Annotated in this window: 13 protein-coding genes; 3 read left to right on the forward strand and 10 right to left on the reverse strand. The window is 45.7% G+C overall.

Going from position 1 to position 15,453, the window contains the following annotated elements:
- Positions 1–16: 16 nt before the first annotated feature.
- From trmB to CES79_RS06280, 3 genes are all read right to left on the reverse strand, one after another.
- Positions 17–652: a tRNA (guanosine(46)-N7)-methyltransferase TrmB gene (gene trmB / locus CES79_RS06270; RefSeq protein WP_089136645.1), complete on the reverse strand. Its 636-nt coding sequence runs from the start codon at positions 650–652 to the stop codon at positions 17–19.
- 116 nt (positions 653–768) lie between these two features.
- Entirely contained in the window at positions 769–1,980 is a 1,212-nt protein-coding gene (locus CES79_RS06275) for an ABC transporter permease (protein WP_054654977.1), read from the reverse strand.
- Positions 1,973–2,710, reverse strand: a complete 738-nt coding sequence (locus CES79_RS06280) for an ABC transporter ATP-binding protein (RefSeq protein WP_089136646.1) — start codon at positions 2,708–2,710, stop codon at positions 1,973–1,975. The genes CES79_RS06275 and CES79_RS06280 overlap by 8 nt, the downstream gene beginning before the upstream one ends.
- Before the next feature lie 128 nt (positions 2,711–2,838).
- On the opposite strand from CES79_RS06280, the gene CES79_RS06285 reads away from it, so the two are divergent.
- The 3 genes from CES79_RS06285 to CES79_RS06295 all read left to right on the forward strand — a co-directional run bounded on the left by CES79_RS06285 (position 2,839) and on the right by CES79_RS06295 (position 4,630).
- The gene (locus CES79_RS06285; protein ID WP_054654975.1) at positions 2,839–3,276 is read left to right on the forward strand and encodes an HIT family protein; all 438 of its coding nucleotides are present in this window, start codon (positions 2,839–2,841) and stop codon (positions 3,274–3,276) included.
- Positions 3,277–3,290: 14 nt separating this feature from the next.
- On the forward strand, positions 3,291–3,617 hold the full coding sequence (locus CES79_RS06290; RefSeq protein WP_089136647.1) for a hypothetical protein: 327 nt from the start codon (positions 3,291–3,293) through the stop codon (positions 3,615–3,617).
- A gap of 122 nt (positions 3,618–3,739) precedes the next feature.
- A complete protein-coding gene (locus CES79_RS06295) occupies positions 3,740–4,630 on the forward strand; it encodes a peptidylprolyl isomerase PrsA (protein ID WP_089136648.1) in 891 nt (296 codons plus the stop codon).
- A 62-nt stretch (positions 4,631–4,692) separates the two neighbouring features.
- Here CES79_RS06295 and CES79_RS06300 read toward each other — a convergent pair whose 3' ends face one another.
- The 7 genes from CES79_RS06300 to argS all read right to left on the reverse strand — a co-directional run bounded on the left by CES79_RS06300 (position 4,693) and on the right by argS (position 15,009).
- Positions 4,693–5,652 (reverse strand): 3'-5' exoribonuclease YhaM family protein, encoded by a 960-nt coding sequence (locus CES79_RS06300; RefSeq protein WP_408005812.1) that lies wholly within the window; start codon positions 5,650–5,652, stop codon positions 4,693–4,695.
- Between the two features lie 55 nt (positions 5,653–5,707).
- Complete coding sequence (locus CES79_RS06305) at positions 5,708–8,359, reverse strand: ATP-binding protein (protein ID WP_159459469.1); 2,652 nt, start codon at positions 8,357–8,359, stop codon at positions 5,708–5,710.
- A complete protein-coding gene (locus tag CES79_RS06310; RefSeq protein ID WP_089136650.1) occupies positions 8,340–9,569 on the reverse strand; it encodes a metallophosphoesterase family protein in 1,230 nt (409 codons plus the stop codon). The genes CES79_RS06305 and CES79_RS06310 overlap by 20 nt, the downstream gene beginning before the upstream one ends.
- Before the next feature lie 77 nt (positions 9,570–9,646).
- On the reverse strand, positions 9,647–9,988 hold the full coding sequence (locus CES79_RS06315) for a YlbF family regulator (protein ID WP_054654959.1): 342 nt from the start codon (positions 9,986–9,988) through the stop codon (positions 9,647–9,649).
- Positions 9,989–10,286: 298 nt separating this feature from the next.
- The gene (locus tag CES79_RS06320; protein WP_089136651.1) at positions 10,287–12,404 is read right to left on the reverse strand and encodes a transglycosylase domain-containing protein; all 2,118 of its coding nucleotides are present in this window, start codon (positions 12,402–12,404) and stop codon (positions 10,287–10,289) included.
- A gap of 139 nt (positions 12,405–12,543) precedes the next feature.
- Positions 12,544–13,011, reverse strand: a complete 468-nt coding sequence (gene argR, locus CES79_RS06325) for an arginine repressor (RefSeq protein ID WP_089108245.1) — start codon at positions 13,009–13,011, stop codon at positions 12,544–12,546.
- 306 nt (positions 13,012–13,317) lie between these two features.
- A complete protein-coding gene (gene argS / locus CES79_RS06330) occupies positions 13,318–15,009 on the reverse strand; it encodes an arginine--tRNA ligase (RefSeq protein WP_089136652.1) in 1,692 nt (563 codons plus the stop codon).
- Positions 15,010–15,453 lie beyond the last annotated feature (444 nt).

The following is a 15,453-nucleotide window of genomic DNA, read 5'->3' on the forward strand; positions in this document are numbered from 1 at the left end:
TGCGGGCATTTTTTATTTAGAAATGCGCAACCAACTTATAAATGGGCCCTTTAGCGCTGAACTTTTCTTCGTATTCAGTCTGCACGTTGCCAACGTTACCGTCACTGTTATGCAGATCGAGCCAAACTTCTTCAAAGGTCATGCCGAAGTTGTTGAAGCTCATCAGCGAATATTCAAATAAACCGCGGTTATCCGTTTTAAACTGAATTCGGCCGGCTTTTTTAAGCACTTTTTGATAGTGAACTAAAAAGTTGGGTGCGGTCAGGCGACGCTTAGTATGCCGCTTTTTAGGCCAGGGGTCTGAAAAGTTCAAGTACAGTTTATCGACTTCCCCTTCAGCAAACAAGGTATCGATATTGGCGCCATCCGTTTCAACCAGCTGCACGTTTGTCAGCCCGCTTTCAACTAATTTGCGCAATGCAGTGGCGATCACCGATTCCTGAATTTCAATGCCTAAAAAGTTGATCTCTGGATTTTGGCGAGCCATTTCAATAATAAATTGTCCCTTACCGATTCCAATTTCAACCTGAATGGGTTGCTGGCTTGGAAAACGTTCCTGCCAGTGACCCAGCTGCGATGCCGGATCCGTTACGATCAAATCTGCGTGATCCTTAATGTAGGGTGCTGCCCACGGTTTCTTACGTACCCGCATGATATTTTCCTCCGGTTTCCAAGATAAAACGGCGAACTTAAATCAAGCTCGCCGTTTAAGATTACTGTTCATTTTAGGCAAACAAGCCAGTTCAGTCAACTGGTTTTTGCGTTTCACTACTTTTTCCGTTTCAATCTTAGCGGCAGATAATATTGCACCATCAAGACCACTTCCACTAATTCAATCACTAATGTAATCAGCCCCATTTGCCAATCTAGGTTAGCGATGATGACCATGATCAGAAATAAAATGGCTGTTAATCCCGTTAAGGCAAACATTAACCGTCTGAAACCGTTCACTCGCTGAGATTCGGCAATCGGATACAGATGAGTAAACACAATATCGTCGAACTGCCAGTAAAACGGAATCAGCTGGAAGCCGATCAGGTACAGGAACAGCGCCGCTAAAGCGATGGGCAACCAGGTCCCGCGCACGAAGTACAGCAGGATCATCCCCAAAATTGTGAGCCGTAAATAAAGGCCGCTAAATTCGCCGCTGCGCACAATACCGCGGCTATAGAGATAAAGGTAAGTGTTTTTCGGTGTCGCTTTGACGCTGTTTAACAGCCAGTCCAAATAACGGCGACGCTTGGCCACCCCTTTTAACATCGGCACGTTAGTAAAGAGGTTAAAGAACCGGTAAACGCCTAACATTCGGTTATTTTCTAAGCCAATAGCATGCCACCAGTCAAACGGTACCGCATTGAAGCGGCGATCAGCTACGCGCAGCCCAACTGCTAGAATTAACGCTAACAGCAGTCCAATCAATGGCATCCCGTAAACGCTGACCAGTAAAATGATCAGCGGGACTAACCACTTGAACCAAAATGTTTGTTTTAACCAACTGGCCTTGACCTGAAAACGACTGACGATGGCTAAACTAAACAAGCTGTCCTTTAGCAGTAATTGCGCGACCGCTATCATGGCCAGATCAAAGACTGGCATGCTATCGGTCACCTGAATGAAGGGTAATAGGATAAACATCCCAAACAGTTCATAAATGAAGGCTAGCCCCTCACTATACAACCGGGCACCTTTTAAATACTGGCGAATATCGGCTTCTCGCGGTAACAGGAAAACCACATCAGCGTCTTGGAACAGCGTGGCAAACCGGCCCAGCTGAAGGACCAGCAGCAAAACCACCACGATCACGGGTCTCGCCCACCAAAGATGGGGTGAAAGTCCCTTTAGCCCATTAGAGTAAGCTAGTCCGAGACCGCCGATAAAGATCAGCAGCGCAAACACAAAGTGGTCATTGAAGACCAGCCGCAGGTACTTAAACATTTCTTTTAAATGACTGGCTAAACGTTTTCGATATAAGTTATTCATGCTGATCAGCCCTCGTCATTGACATGTAGATGTCATCTAAGGATTCCCCTGCATCCGGCAAAGCCTTGCGCAACTCTGGCAGCGTGCCTTCTGTCTTGACCGTGCCGTCGTGCAGCAACACGAAGCGGTCACAGTATTTTTCAGCGGTGTCGAGCACGTGCGTTGACATCAGCACACTGGCACCCTTTTGCTTTTGTTCATCGATCAGGTCCAGCAGATCATGCACTGCTAGCGGATCCAGTCCTAAGAAAGGCTCGTCAATGATGAATAACGGTGCTTCCGTAATGAAGGCGCACACGATCATCACCTTTTGCTTCATCCCCTTGGAGAAGTTGGCTGGAAACCAGTCCAACTTGTTATCTAAGCGAAAAATACTGAGCAAGTGATTGGCTTTCTTCCACGCCTTATCCCGATCTAAGCTATACGCCATCATGGTCATTTCCAGATGTTCTTTTAGGGTCAGTTCCTGGTAAAGAATCGGGGTTTCTGGAATGTAAGCAATCTGTTTTTTATACGCATTTTTATCTTGATTTAAAGTAATGCCGTTAATTTTGATTTCACCCTTAAAAGGTGTCAATAGTCCGATAATGTGGTTAATGGTGGTCGATTTACCAGCCCCATTCAGTCCAATTAAGCCCACAAGTTCACCATTTTGAACGTCAAATGTCACTTCTTTTAAAACTGGTATCTGCGAATAGCCACCGACAAGATTCGTCACCTGAAGCGTCATAAACATCCCTCATTTCTCTGTTATTTTTAGTCAATTGGTTTCATTATATCATACGCAACGGTGTATAGAATTTGGGAATAATGCGGTATACTTAACCTAGTTTTATGATTTTTAAAGGAGGAACTGAAATGATTCATAAATATGATGATGATTGTATTTTCTGCAAAATTATTAAGGGTGATGTTCCCAGTTACACCGTCTACGAAGATGACGATGTCAAAGCCTTTTTGGATATTTCACAGGGTACCCCGGGTCACACCTTAGTGGTCCCTAAGACCCACGTGCCAGATATTTACGCCTACGACGCCGACTTAGCCGCCGCCGTTTTTAGCAAGCTGCCACTGATTGCCAGAGCCATTAAAGCCTCTAACCCAGAGATCAAAGGCTTAAACATTTTAAACAATAACGGTAAAGTCGCTTATCAGTCCGTCTTTCACTCTCACATTCACCTGATTCCCCGCTACACCGACCACGATGATTTTGGCATGACCTTTAAGGATAACTCCAGCAAGTATGACGAAAAAGCCTATACCGATATTCAAAATGCCATCAAAGCACAATTTTAAGGTGAGGTGAAAGTATGAAACGATTTTTAACCAGTGCCCTGCTCACAGCGGGGGCCTCGTTAGCGGTTCACCTTTACCGCAAACAGCAGTCCCCAAAGGCGTTCGTCCAAGAAACCGTTGACCACGTTCAAGCCCGTAAGGAAGCTTTAACCAAGGTGAACCAGCAAGCAGCTGACGTTAAGACCCGCTTGGCCGATTTTCAGGATGAACTTAAAAAAGCGCAGCCGGCCATTAACGGCATCGAAGCCGCAGTTGGCCAATTTCAATTTAAAATTCAGCCCCACGTGGACGAGATCAATGACCGTTTGTCAAAATTAGGGGATCCCAAATCGAATGAATAGAAGTATTCAATTTTTATTAAGTTCCCTTTACAACTGAAAATTGTTTTCAGTTTATGTTATATTAAGTAAGATGTCCCAACGGGATGAAACTAATCTAGAAAGAAATGGATGTGTTTTCGAATATGAAAAAATGGCTCGTTGCTCTTGCAGGTGTCATGTTATGTTTGACTCTTGCAGCATGTGGCAGTAAAACAGTTGCTACCACTTCAGGCGGTAAAATTACGGAAGATCAATTTTACAGCAGCCTAAAGAATACTTCTAGTGGTAAGCAAGTCTTACAGCAAATGATCTTGAACAAGGTCTTGCAGAAGCAATTCGGCAGCAAAGTTAAGGATTCAGACGTTACTAAGCAGTACAACAATTACAAGAAACAGTACGGCTCATCATTCAACTCTGTGCTTCAGCAAAGTGGTATGACGGCTTCTCAATTGAAGCAGCAGATCCGCAGCAACTTACTTTTGAAGGAAGCTGTTAAGGCTGATACTAAGGTAACTGATGCGCAACTCAAGAATCAATTCAAGAGTTACCAACCAAAGGTTACGGTTTCTCACATCTTAGTTTCTAAGAAATCTACTGCCGAAACGGTTATCAAACAGTTGAAGGCTGGCAAGAGCTTTGCTTCACTTGCTAAGAAGTACTCAACTGACAGTGCGACTAAGAACAAGGGTGGCAAGTTAGATCCATTCGACAACACTGATACGCAACTGGATGGCACCTTTAAGAAGGCCGCTTTCAAGCTGAAGACTAACCAGTACACCACTACCCCAGTTAAGACTTCTTATGGCTACCACGTCATCAAGATGGACAGCAACCCTGGCAAGGGAACTTACAAGCAACATGAATCTGAGCTGAAGAGTCAGATCTATGACAAGCGGATGAACGACAGCGCTACTTTGAAGAGCGTCGTTTCTAAGGTCCTCAAGAAGGGTAATGTTTCCATCAAGGATAGTCAATTACAAAACGTCCTTGCTGACTACTTGACTTCAAGCAGTTCATCAAAGGTTTCTAAGTAATTTATCCTTTAAAATAAGCAAAACAAAAGGTCGATCACATTGTGGTCGACCTTTTGTTTTGCTTATTTTTGATCATCTTGACTGCCGGCTTCTGGTTCATTCGGCCGGTAGAACGAACGGCCATCCATGGCAAACAGCCGTTCACCAAATTCACCGGGGGTCGTATTTTCAACGGCGTTCGTCATCATCATGATGGAAGCGTCCAATTCATCGAGTTGATGCAGGACTTCCGCTTCTAACAAGCGGGGCCGTACTGGCGATCCATATTCCATTAGGCCATGATGCGCCAAGATCATGTGCCGCAACAGCACCACGTTTTCGTTATGCACGTCAAACTTGAGTTCGTTGCAGGCCGATACGATCTCGCCGTCCACAATACTGATGTGGCCTAAGAGGTTCCCTTCCACCGTATACTGCGTGGAAACCGGCCCGGATAATTCGATCACTTTTCCAAGGTCATGCAAGATGGCACCCGCGTAAAGCAACGGGGCATTAACGGCTGGATACTGCTTCACCACGCTGTGTGCCAGCCGTAGAATCGATAAGGTGTGAAAGGCCAAGCCACCTTCAAACGCATGGTGGTTGTGTTTGGCCGCCGGATAACTGAAAAAGGCATCCCGGTGCTTCGCAATCAAGAAACGGACGATCCGGTTCCAGACCTGATTAGTGATCTCAAAGACTACTTGATTCAGTTCATCTTCCATCTCACTGGCTTTCATCGGCGCGTGAACCACAAATTCACTGGGATCTTGCGGTTCATCGGCATTGGCTAGCCGTAAAGCGCTGATCTTAACCTGTGGCGAGCCCTGATACATTTCCCGCTTGCCGGTTAAATGCACCACTCGGCCAGCTTTAAACCGTTCAATATCAGCGGCACTGGCATCCCAAAACTTACCAGTGATCTCACCAGACTGATCTTCAAAGGTCAGATCAAGGTACTGTTTACCATTTTTGGCGACCCGGACGTTCACGTTCTTCAAAAGTGCCATCAGCTTCATCTGTTCACCCACTGCATGGGCCATTAATTGTTTTTCTGCCATGGTTAATCCCCCTCGTTTAAGCTAAGTTTACCGTTTTTCAAACCGACTTTCCAGCCAGCTGATAGACCTCATGCGCGTCAACCAAGGCTAAATTATCATGATTAGCCGTCAAATAAATGATCTGACTGGTCTGGGCTAACTGTTTGAGCATCGTCAGTGCCGCTTTTGTCCGCGAACGGTCAAAGTTCACGAAGGCGTCATCAATAATGATCGGCATGGCGATCACATCCGCCATGACTTTCGTAAACGCAAACCGTAACGCAACGTATAACTGTTCCGCAGTTCCACTGGACAATTCCCCCACGTCAAAGGTTAAATCATCTTCGCGAATCACCTGAACCGTGGCATCCGTAAAATTAATCTGCCGGTAACGATTACCCGTTAACGCTTGAAAATACCGTTCCGCCACCTTGATAATTTTCGGCTGCCGGCCTTGTGAAGCATTGATTAACGTCTGGTCGATCCAGTTGATCAGTAACTTTTTGGTCAGCCAGTCATCCGTTAACCCGTTGATCTCAGTCTGTAGATCCGCTTGGTGCTGCAGCAAAGCCTGATACTTATCACTGGAAGCCAGCTGCTGCAGCTGATAATGCTGCTGGCTGGACTGGGTCAGCAGTTCTGATTGCTGCTGCTGTTTTTCCAGGTACTGCACGTGAATTTTCTGGCTGGTTTGTTCCAGGACAGTCTGAGAGGCAGCAGCATCTAAAATTTGCCGATCAGCCTGAGACAATTGCGCATTTAACACTTTTAGCCGTTCGTTTTGCTGCGCAGTTGCCTGATCCTGCTGATAACGCGTTTCAAACGCCGTAAACGTGGTTAACCCATACTGATCTAATAGTTGTGTCAGCGCAGCTTGCTGCGTCTCTAATTGCTGCTGAAGCTGGTCTTGACGCTTGGTACTGGTGGTCAAGGATTCATTGGCCCAATGCAGGCGCTGACCTTCATCGCGTCTGTCTGACAGGAACTGGCTAAGCTGCTGCAACTGCTGGTCACTGCTGCCCGCTAGACCAATCACGTCAGCCGCAAACTGCCACTGAGCTAAGAAGGATTGGCTCTTTTGACTCGTCTGGTCATGCTGTGCTTGAAGGGCGTTTTGCTGGGCTGTCGCTGCCTGATACTGACTAATGTCAGTTTGCAGGTCCAGCCACCGTTCGGGCGCAAACCCCTGCAAATGATGGTCGGCACCGAACTGGGTAACCTGCGCATCCGCATCGATCAGCTGCTGGTCTAGGTTAGCTAGCTGCTGACGATCCTCATCTAGCTGCGATGACAGTAACGCCAACTGTGAATCAATGGCTGACTGCTGATTGCCAGAGATGATCGGCTTAAAGATGCCGTAAGCCGCGATACCGATTCCAAGAATGCCACCAATGGTTTTCAGTACCCCACTGAGGGCAAATAAGGCGACCAGCACAACACCCACGCCCGCAACCAGCCATTTTAAGCTCATTCCAGAAGACGTATCCGTATCCGCTTGCTGCTGCAATTGTGCAAACGTTTTTTGATGGGCCTGTCGCTGATCCGCCCGGGAATCCCGTTCAATACTTAAATGTTGCTGCTGATCAAACGCAGCTTCAATTTGCTGCTGCTCGCTAGGAGTTAATGGGTTTAAGTCAGTTAGTGCTGACCCATACTGTTGGTTCAATGCCGTTAGCTGCTGCTCTAATTGTGCTAACTGCGCCTCAGTTTGATGTTGCTGCTGTTGCGATTGCTGCATAGCAGGCAGTTGCCCTGCTAGTTGATCAATGGTTTGCTGATGTGCCGTGTAAAATTGCTGAGCGTCACTGGCAACTTGGGTCGCTTTTTGCTGTTTAACCGTTTCCGTCTGCGTTGCCAGATCAGACTGCAGCTGTTTGACCGTGGTCGTTAACCGGGTCGCTTTTTGCCAATCAGCGGTACTGATCGGTTTTGCCGTTTGCACAGGTGTGTCGTTTTTAAATTGCTGATACTGCGGATACAGTGAAATTAAGCGCTGATATTGATCTTGCTGGTGGGTCAACTGCGTGAGCTGCTTTTGAACCGCGGTTAAGTCGCTTGATGTCTGCTGAGCATCGATCTGCAGTGTCTGGTACTGCTGAAACTGCGCTTTAGCGGCGGTAATTTTGGCCGTCAGATCATCATATTCATGAAGTAAGCGAACCAGTGGCTGAACACGACCCCGTGGTTTGTAGATCTCACCAGCCGTCGCCGTGAGTTTTTGGGTCAAGCCGATCCAGTTTTCACTGCCAATCGCCCCAATGCGCTGAATCCGTTTCACGAGATCAAAGCGGGTCAAATTAAAGACCGCCTGTAATTCCCGTTCACCAAAGCAAAAGATTTGATAGAATAATTCCTTATTTAAGGGCTGTAATAATTGGGATAAGTCATCTTTGGTCAACAGCGTATCAGTTGTTAAATTACGAAAGGTCACCTTACCGCCGTGCGTACCACCCACCCGTTTAAGCCAGTACTTAGTTTGGTCATGGGTAAAATACAGTTCGCCACCGTATTGCGAACCGGCTTTTGGCCGGTACATGGCATAGCGGTGCTTAGCGGTTTCAAAGCCGAACAGCAGACTGGTGATGAAGGCTACCAGAGTGGATTTACCCGCTTCATTTTCACCATACAAGAGTGTGAATTGATCAGGCAATTCGATGGTTGTATCGTGAAATTTACCAAACCCATAGATTTTAATTGTCGTGATCTGCATCGTTGTCATCCTCCAAGCGCGATTGCGCTAACAGTTCGTTCTTAGCCCGATCAGTTAATCTGGCAGTGGTTTGAGGATCGCGTAAATGGTCTGCAATGAATGGATACTGCATTAATTTGCCGGCGGTCATCTCCACGTTATCGGCCGTAAAAACCGTTGCTTGCGCCCGTTGCCAAAAGGCAGCATCTAATTTGGCGTACTGCACCGGCTGATCAGTTGGCGCAACGGTCACTTCGTAGACCCAAGTGTGAGATTGCTGATAAGTTCTTTTTTGAGTCTGATCAAAGCGTTCCAGCCAAGTGCCGTCGTTTAACCGGCTCAGCATACTGGCCGAAAGTTTTTCGATTCCGGTTAGTTTAAGTTCGATCAGTTCAAACACGTCTGGTTTGACTGCCTTAAGAGCTGCCTGCACGGTCTCAATTAACTTAACATCCGTAGTCGTCTCATCCACCGTTAACGATAGCGACGACCAGCGCAGCGAATCTGCCGGGACAAATTGATGGTTTAACTGCTGTCCTTGACTGCTGACCAGCTGATAACCGTGTTCACCCGATTCCAGTTTATGACGTCCCTGAAGCGTGCCCGCGTAAATGATCGGTGGCTGTTCGGATAGCACACTGGGCTTATGAATGTGACCCAAGGCCCAGTAATCATAGTGGGTCGCAGCTAATTCACTGACTGCAAACGGGGCGTAGTGATTGACCGCGCCCTGCTTAACGGCACCATGCAGCATACCGATTTGAAAGTCAGCTGTGCCACGACTTGGAAACTGCGGCACCACGTCTTCTTCCAGCCAGCGGTCAGCATAGCTAAACCCACTGATGGCCACTCGGGTATGGTCGTGCGTGGTAAGCATTTCAGTTGTCACGTCACTGCCAAAGACGCGGACCCCCTCAGGTAAAGATAGCTGCTGATCATCAGTTATGTAATCATGATTGCCAAATGAAACTAATACCGCAATCTTGGCATCGATTAGCCGTTGCAGCTGTTCATTTAAGAAGACTTGGGCCTGAACACTCTGGGTCTCGCGGTCAAATAAATCCCCCACCAGTAAAACGAAGTCGACTTGTTGGCCGATCGCGTCTGTAACCATTTTTTCGGTCGCCTTGAACGGTGCCTCGTGAACTCGTTGCCAGAGGGTTTTAGGCAAATGCTGCAGCCCTTCAAACGGACTGTCTAAATGTAAATCCGCTGCATGAATAAACTTCACTCTTTGTCACTCCTAAAAAACGCCGAAGAAAATTCTTCGACGTTTTTGATCTATTTAATCACTGATAAGACTCTGTTTTAGCTTTGATACAGGTCTTGAATCGGTTTTGTAATGTCGTTATTCAGTCTTGCCAGCAGTTGATTGACGTCCTTTTCTTTTTCCATCAAATCTTTGATAACGTCCTTAGCACCAACTTTGGTTGCCATATCTTGAGCCTGCTTCATTTCGTCTTGATCAGGCTGTTGACCCTGCATCTGTTTTTGCTGCAGCTTCAACTGTAATTCCTGAAACTTCTTGAATAGATCATAGGCTTCAGAATCAGCCTTCATTGTGTTATAAGCACTTTGTAATGCCGTAAATTCATCGGAACTAGCTAGCTCCTCACGTAATTCACCAGCGGTTTTTTCAATGTCTGCCATAAAAAGCATCCTCCTGTCTTCAATACTTTCATATTGTATCATGAATTGAAAGTGGGCGAAAGCTGGGGCATGAAAGTGCTTCAATTTTACCTAGCTAAACGTGTTTCGTCAGGCAGCGATACCTGCATATAGTAAGCCCCACCACAAACCCAAAAACGGAGAGCTCTTTAATCTTACCTAGCTTAAACGTGTTTCGTCAGGCAGCGACCTGCATATAAGCCAGCCCGCCACAAACCCAAAACCGGGGTTTATGGCGGGCTGGCTTATACACCGGTCGCTAGACGCCTGACTACACACTCTACCCAAACGTATTCTGCCACCACTTTTTAACGGTGTTTGCAGCGTTATTAGCACCCTGCTGAATTTGATCACCCACGCTGCCAGCGCCCTGCTGCACGTTGTCCCATAAATTATTATCAGACTTCGACGCCTTTGCCAAGGTTGAAGCATCCTGCGTATCAAAATGAGTTTGTTTCGTATAGGGTAAGATTTCTTCCATTTCCGTCTTGAACAAGGGACCAACACCCGTACCACTCAAGTTTTCCAAATGGTGGCTGCTGTTAGTACTGTCAAAACCTTCCCAGGTCGTTAAGACCACGTCTGGTGTGTATCCCACGATCCATTTATCACGGGTCGCATCACCATCACCCGTGGCATCGGCCTCAGTACTCCCGGTTTTACCGGCGACTGAGTACCCGTATGGCTTAGCGTCAACACCAGTTCCGCTATTGAAGACGCCCAGCATCATACTGGTCATTTGCTTGGCAACCTTTGGTGACATGACTTTATGGGTTGTCACCTTCGGATTATCAACGACCACATTACCTGAAGCATCCACGATCTTACGGATGTAGTGGGTATCTGTCCGCGTCCCGTTATTGGCAAACGCCGTATAAGCTCCCGCTAATTCCTGTGGCGAGACCCCTTTGCTCAAGCCACCCAGCGCCAAGGCCAAGTTCTTATCAGACTTGTTAACTGGTAGCCCGAACTTTTTAACTGACTCATAGCCCTTATTAACACCGATTTTATTTAACAGCCAAACCGCGGGTGCGTTGACACTGTTGGCCAGTGCCTCGTACATTGGAATCTTGCCAGAATAAACGTTGTTATAATTTTTCGGCGTGTAGTGGTTAGTACCATACGACGTTTTTTTATTTTGTAATTGCGAATCATAGAAATAGCCGTTCTCAAGTGCTGGTGTATAGACCGCTAAGGGTTTAATCGTCGAGCCTGGCTGCCGTTTGATCTGAGTTGCCCGGTTATAGCCCCGGAACACGTGCTTGCCACGGCCACCGACCACGGCCATCACGCCGCCATTATTTGGATTGACCGCTACGGAAGCTGCTTGAACCTTGGTGCCGTCAGCAGCGTTTTGCGGGAACAGATAACCGTTCTTAAAGTTTTCCTGCAGCCGTGACTGGTAATTTTGATCCAAATACGTGTAAATTTTGTACCCATGATTCATGATGTCTGACTCCGTTAACCCATACTTAGAAATCGCCTCGTCGATCACGGCATCAAAGTAGTAAGGATAACGGTACGAATCCTTATACTGATACGTGTCCGCGGTGGTTAACGGTGTTTGTTGATAAGTAGTTGCCTGAGATTTAGTGATATCGCCCGTTTCAGCCATCAATCCCAGGACTACGTTACGCCGGTCCTTGGAGGCTTGCGGATGATCAATTGGGTTAAACCCGCTTGGTGAAGTCAGCATCCCGGCTAACACCGCTGACTGCGGTACGGTCAGATTTTCTGCATCCGTTCCAAAATACTTGTGTGCCGCATCCTGGACACCCCAGACACCGTTGCCAAAGTAAGCATTATTCAGGTACATGGACAAAATATCCTGCTTTGAATACACGTTTTCAACTTCAATGGCTAGAAAAATTTCCTTTAATTTACGCGTCATGGTCTGCTGCTGCGTCAAAAACGCATTCTTCACCAATTGTTGTGTCAGCGTACTGCCACCGCCGCTAATATAGTCGCGATGAAGTAACTTATTTTTAGCAAGCAGGAAAAAAGCCCGCGCAATCCCTTTAACCGAAAAACCGTGTTCGTGATAAAAATTACGGTCTTCAGTAGAAATCACCGCATGTTGCACGTTTGGTGAAATTTTTGCTAAGGGTACATACGTCCCTTTTTGAGCGTAAAGCGAGCCCGCCTTGTGACCACTTTTATCATAAATATAAGTAGTCTTTTCCAGTTGTGCCTTCAAATCGCCCACATTAGCCGTCTTAGCTTGAAATGTCAGCGTCGCACTGACGACAAAGATCAGCGCTAAAATGGCGACAATAATCCAGCGGGTCAGCTGATAACGATGCCAAAACTTACCAAAATGACTTTTAAACCGTTGATAATACGGCGACATCATCGCTTTAAACCCTTGATTTGATTGATTTCCCCGATTATTCTTCATTCGTTTCCCTCAAATAAGTAAAAGATTTGCTTCATCAATTCTATCATATTATGTAAATGCAGCTAAATTACGCTCCAAATTTTAACAGTCCTTAAACAAAAAACACGCCAATGGTGGCGTGTTTTATACCCGTAAGCGATTAATGAACAATATCTGGGTTCATATTTTCAGCGATTTCATCGTTTAGTTGCTGAGCAACTTCAGCATTTGGACTAATAACTAAAATCGTATCATGCCCCGCTAACGTCCCCACAACCTCAGGTAACTTTAAATCATCTAAAATTGCGGCTAACAAATTGCCATTACTGGGTAACGTTTTGATCACGTTCATAAATTCGATTCGTGTCAAACCGATAACCACTTCGTTAATAGTTTCGCGCAGGTGTTCTTCTTCAGATTTATTGCCGGGTTTAAAAATCGTGTAACGCAAGTGTCCATGGCCATCTTGGGCTTTGACAACCTGCATCTCGCGAATATCACGTGAGATTGTTGCTTGCGTCGCCTTAATCCCAATTTCATTTAGATGACGCATTAGGTCTTCTTGTGTACCGATCGGATACTGATTGATCAATTGTTCAATCCGTGATTGACGAATACTTTTTTTCATCCTAATGCAGCCCCCTTCAACTGAACTAAATACTGTGATTATTATAACAAAATGAAAAACGAAAAGAAAGCAAGATTTTAAATAAGTATTCAATGTTAGTATAATTTAGAATATAAATTAGTCACCTGAAAGTTAAAATTCGGTTTACTGTCCCCAATTTGTCTTCACAGTAACTAATATAAATGCAGGAATACTTGGGTTACTACTCGACCGATCACGACATCAGCCTAATCCGTTTCTAATATTGGCACAACCCAAAAATGCGACTGGAATTTCTTCCAGCCGCATCAGTATATATAAAGTTAATTACATTTCGTCCGGAGCTTCAACGCCTAATAGACGAAGGGCTTCTTTCAAAACAGTTGAGACACTCTTAACTAACGCCAAACGGGCAGGCTTTTCTGCGTCGTCAGCCAAAATCTTAGAGTGCGCGTAGTATTTGTTGAAGGCCTTAGCTAACCGAATCGCGTATTTGGCAACATCTGAAGGTTCAAATTCCTTTAGGGCTTCCACAATAACATCGGGGAAGTCGGCCAACGCCTTTATGGTTTCCCAAGCTTCTGGGTCAGAGATCTTAGCGTCACTGGTTGGAACGGTTACGTCACTTGCTTTACGCAAGATGCTTTCAGCACGGGCATGCGCATATTGAACGTAAGGACCAGTTTCGCCTTCAAACTTCAATTGTTCTGCCAGGTTAAAGTCAATGCTGTTCATCCGTTCGTTCTTCAGATCACCGAAGATAATGGCGCCAACACCGACCTGCTTAGCCACCTGATCCTTGTTAGGTAAGTCAGGGTTCTTCTCCGCAATCTGCTTTTGCGCCATTTCAATCGCATCATCCAGCACGGCATCCAGCAAAATAATCCGGCCAGAACGCGTTGACAGCTTCTTACCGTTAACGGTGATCAGACCAAACGGAATATGGTGCAGGTTCTTAGCGGATGGTAAGCCCATTTCAGTTAAAACGGCCTTTAACTGCTTAAAGTAGTACATTTGTTCAGAACCAACCACATAAAGGTTCATGGCTGGGTGATAGGTGTTTTCACGGTAAACCGCGGTCGCAATATCTCTGGTGATGTAAAGTGAGGCCCCGTCACTCTTTAAGATCAATGCGGGATTCAAATTATACTTTTCCAGGTCAACTACTTGGGCGCCTTGAGATTCTTTTAGCAGACCCTTTTGCTTTAAGTCATCAATGACGGCTTGCATCTTGTCATTGTAGAAAGCTTCACCATTGTAGGTGTCAAATTTAACACCCAACTTGTCATAGATGGTCTTGAAGGCCTTTAAGGATTCATCACGGAACCATGACCAGAGGTGACGCGCTTGTTCATCACCGTCTTCAAGCTTCTTGAACCATTCCCGGGCTTCATCGTCCAACTCTGGATGTTCAACGTCTTCTTTATGGAACTTCACGTAGTATTTAACCAGGTTAGTGATTGGGTCTTTCTTAACGTCGGCTTCGTTCCCCCACTTCAAGTAAGCGGTGATCAGCTTACCAAACTGAGTGCCCCAGTCGCCCAAGTGATTATCCTTGATCGGGTTGTAGCCGTTTTTCCGTAAAATTTCAGCAATCGAATTACCAATCACGGTTGAACGTAAGTGACCCATGGAAATTGGCTTGGCAATGTTAGGTGATGACATGTCGATCGGCACGTTACCGTTATTACCGGACTGATTTTGACCATAGTCTGCACCAGCCGTCAAAACTTCGCCTAGAATTTGCGCGCTAAAAGCGGCCTTATCCAAGAAGAAGTTCAGGTAAGGACCAGCAACTTCAACCTTCTCAAATTTACTGGTATCAATTTTTTCAACTAGGTCGCTAGCAATTTGCTGCGGGGCCTTCTTAAAGGTCTTAGCTAAGGTAAAGGCTGGAAAAGCGTAGTCCCCTTTGCTCGTATCCTTGGGCCGTTCAATTTTTTGGTAGATGTCTGCTGCTGAAAGCACATCCGTTAATGCTGGTGCTAACGTATCAGCAACGACTTGTTTGTAATCCATAATATTAACTCCTCACGTAATAAATTTTGACTGCGGTTAAACTCCTTGTAATATCGGGGCAATAAAAAAAGTCCCCCTCCTACACTTAAACATGTAAGAGACGAGACTACCCGCGGTACCACTCTTGTTGATATTACTATCCACTCAACTTATAACAATGTCATTCTAAAAAGCGCGCTTCATCAGCGTGATCATTCGGCTTCCATCATCCCGAACTCGCTGTCCATCACTAACCGACTACTCTTCTTTTATGATCGAACTGGGCTACCGTGGTAACCTCACTTGTTGCATTCTATAACATCTCGATATAAAGCACAAGAAAAATAGTGATTTTTTGTCATTATCGGTTTTAGAAAACGCTTTATTAAATCAATTCTCATTTAACATCTCTTTTTATTAAAATTTGATGTATAATAGGATATTATATTCATGTATTAATATTTT

Origin of the sequence: Secundilactobacillus silagei JCM 19001, assembly GCF_002217945.1 — a bacterium.
GTDB lineage: Bacteria > Bacillota > Bacilli > Lactobacillales > Lactobacillaceae > Secundilactobacillus > Secundilactobacillus silagei.

Bases quoted from the DNA above. Each gene is read 5' to 3' on its own strand.
- trmB (WP_089136645.1), bottom strand. From the start codon at position 652: ATGCGGGTACGTAAGAAACCGTGGGCAGCACCCTACATTAAGGATCAC.
- CES79_RS06275 (WP_054654977.1), bottom strand. From the start codon at position 1,980: ATGAATAACTTATATCGAAAACGTTTAGCCAGTCATTTAAAAGAAATG.
- CES79_RS06280 (WP_089136646.1), bottom strand. From the start codon at position 2,710: ATGACGCTTCAGGTGACGAATCTTGTCGGTGGCTATTCGCAGATACCA.
- CES79_RS06285 (WP_054654975.1), top strand. From the start codon at position 2,839: ATGATTCATAAATATGATGATGATTGTATTTTCTGCAAAATTATTAAG.
- CES79_RS06290 (WP_089136647.1), top strand. From the start codon at position 3,291: ATGAAACGATTTTTAACCAGTGCCCTGCTCACAGCGGGGGCCTCGTTA.
- CES79_RS06295 (WP_089136648.1), top strand. From the start codon at position 3,740: ATGAAAAAATGGCTCGTTGCTCTTGCAGGTGTCATGTTATGTTTGACT.
- CES79_RS06300 (WP_408005812.1), bottom strand. From the start codon at position 5,652: ATGGCCCATGCAGTGGGTGAACAGATGAAGCTGATGGCACTTTTGAAG.
- CES79_RS06305 (WP_159459469.1), bottom strand. From the start codon at position 8,359: ATGCAGATCACGACAATTAAAATCTATGGGTTTGGTAAATTTCACGAT.
- CES79_RS06315 (WP_054654959.1), bottom strand. From the start codon at position 9,988: ATGGCAGACATTGAAAAAACCGCTGGTGAATTACGTGAGGAGCTAGCT.
- CES79_RS06320 (WP_089136651.1), bottom strand. From the start codon at position 12,404: ATGAAGAATAATCGGGGAAATCAATCAAATCAAGGGTTTAAAGCGATG.
- argR (WP_089108245.1), bottom strand. From the start codon at position 13,011: ATGAAAAAAAGTATTCGTCAATCACGGATTGAACAATTGATCAATCAG.
- argS (WP_089136652.1), bottom strand. From the start codon at position 15,009: ATGGATTACAAACAAGTCGTTGCTGATACGTTAGCACCAGCATTAACG.